Source organism: Streptomyces sp. JW3 (assembly GCF_052216785.1).
Classification (GTDB): domain Bacteria; phylum Actinomycetota; class Actinomycetes; order Streptomycetales; family Streptomycetaceae; genus Streptomyces.
This window is the reverse complement of sequence record NZ_JBQOUX010000216.1, coordinates 1-2,476: the sequence shown is the minus strand read 5'-3', so window position 1 is coordinate 2,476 and position 2,476 is coordinate 1. Positions and strand designations below refer to the sequence as shown.

The 2,476-nt window shown below is 71.0% G+C and carries 1 protein-coding gene and 1 pseudogene; both read left to right on the top strand.

Annotation, left to right across the window (positions count from 1 at the left end):
* Positions 1-558, top strand: a pseudogene (locus ACTT8P_RS38065) (non-ribosomal peptide synthetase); the annotation flags it as partial.
* Positions 555-2,476 (top strand): condensation domain-containing protein (locus ACTT8P_RS38060; protein ID WP_442836367.1); only part of this gene is annotated, 1,922 nt, incomplete at its 3' end. The pseudogene ACTT8P_RS38065 and the gene ACTT8P_RS38060, both read left to right, overlap by 4 nt.

Here is a 2,476-nt window from a genome sequence, read left to right as displayed (position 1 = left end):
CTGGGCCAGGCGCGGGCCGGGGGTCCGGCGGCCGGTGTGCTGCTGAAGGCGGTGAAGGAGCAGGTGCAGAATGTGCCTGGGGACGGCCTCGGTTACGGCTTGCTGCGGCACCTCAACGCCGAGACCGGCCCGGTACTGGCAGGGTTGCCCGCCCCGCAGATCGGCTTCAACTACCTGGGCCGATTCGCCGCCGGTCCGGTCGGTAACTCCACCGGCGCCTGGGAACCCGCGACCGAGGCGGGGCCCGGAGGCGCCGCCGACCCGGAGGCACCCGTACTGCACCTGCTGGACGCCGGAGCGGTGGTGCGGGACACCCCGGACGGGCCGGAGCTGACGGTCTCGCTGGCCTGGCCCGGCACCCTCATCGAGGACGCGGACGCCGAGCGACTCGGGCGGATCTGGCTGGAGATGCTGGCGGGGCTCGCCGCGCACACCGATGCCGACTCCGGGGCCGGCGGACACACTCCCTCCGACTTCCCCCTGCTCGCACTCACCCAGGACGAAGTCGAAGAGTTCGAAGCGATAGCGGCAGAACGCGAAGGTGGGCAGTCCCAGTGAAGAAGACAACCCCGGTCAAGGCGGCGGCTCTGGCGGAGGTCTGGCCGCTGTCACCGCTCCAGGAAGGGCTGCTCTTCCACACTTCCTTCGACACCGGGGGCCCGGACGTCTACGCCCTCCAGACCGTCATTTCCATCGACGGACCACTGGACCCCGAGCGCTTCCGGGCCTCCTGGCAGGCACTGCTGAACCGCCACGCCGCTCTGCGCGCCAGCTTCCACCAGCGAAAGTCCGGCGCACCGGTCCAGCTCATCGCCCACGAAGTGGATCTGCCCTGGCAGACGACCGACCTGTCGGACCTGGCGGAAGCCGAGCAGACGGCCGAAGCGGCGGCACTCGCCGCACGCGAACGCGCCCACCGGCTGGACGTGACCGTCGCACCCCTGCTCCGCCTGCTGCTGATCCGGCTCACCGATGAACGTCACCAGCTGGTCCTGACGACCCATCACCTCCTGCTCGACGGCTGGTCGATGCCGGTCCTGCTGGCCGAACTTGCCGAGATCTACGCGGCCGGCGGCGAGGCCCGCACACTCCCGCCCGCCGCCGCGTACCGCGACTACCTGGCCTGGCTGAGCCGCCAGGACAAGGACGCGGCACGCGCCGCCTGGCAGCGCGAACTGGCCGGTACGGACGGGCCGACACTGGTCGCCGCCGAGGACCGGCGGCGCGCCGCCGTGCTGCCACGGGAACACACCCTGGACATGTCCGAGACGGCCACCGCCACCCTCACCGGCCTGGCCCGGGAACACGGCCTGACCGTCAACACGGTGGTACAGGGCGCCTGGGCGCTGGTGCTCGCCCGCCTCACCCGGCGCGCCGACGTGGTGTTCGGCGCGACGGTGGCAGGCCGTCCACCGGAGCTGCCGGGAGTGGAGACCATGGTCGGCCTCCTCATCAACACCCTCCCCGTCCGGGTCCGCCTCCAGCCGGAGCAGTCGGTGTTGGACATGCTCGGCGCGCTCCAGGAACGGCAGACCGCGCTGCTGTCCCATCAGCACCTCGGGCTGGCGGAGGTGCAGCGGGTCGCCGGGCCCGGCGCGGGCTTCGACACCCTGGTGGTCTACGAAAGTTTCCCCCGGGCTCCCGAGAAGCCGGACCGCCGGGAGACGTACACCATCTCCGGCGGCGCGACCCAGCAGGCGACCAACTACCCGCTGACCGTGGGCGTCACCCCGCACGACCGCCTCCGTATCGAGTTGGCATACCGGCCCGACCTCTTCGACGAGGAGCAGGCCGACCGCATCGGCCGCCGACTGGTGCGGGTGCTGGAACAGATCGCGGCCGACCCGCGGGCACGGCTCAGCGACATCGATGTGCTGATCGCCGGCGAACGGGCGTTGGTGGTGGGGGAGTGGAACGACACCAACCGCCCGGTCGGCTCGGCGACGGTACCCGAGTTGTTCACCGGGTGGGCGGTGCGGGCGCCTGAGAGCGTGGCGGTGCGCTGCGGTAGCGAGACGTTGTCGTACGGGGAGTTGGAGGCGCGGGCGAATCAGTTGGCCCGGTTCCTGCGGGGCCAGGGTGTCGGCACTGAGTCGCGGGTGGGGTTGAGGCTCGCGCGGGGTGTCGACATGGTCGTGGCGGTGCTCGGGGTGTGGAAGGCCGGGGCGGCGTACGTACCGTTGGACCCGGAGTATCCGGCGGATCGGCTGGCGTTCATGGTGGCCGACAGTGGTGCGGCGTTGGTGATCGACGAAGAGTGGCTGGCTGGTGCGGCGGAGGCGATCACGGCCGAGTCCGGTGAGCGACTCGATGTGTCCTTTGACGCGGATCGTTTGGCGTATGTGATTTATACGTCGGGGTCGATGGGGCGGCCGAAGGGGGTGGCGGTCGCGCATGCTGGTGTGGCGAATCTGGTGGCGGCGATGGGTCCGGTGCTGGGTGCGGGTCCGGGTGAGGTGACGTTGCAGTTCGCGTC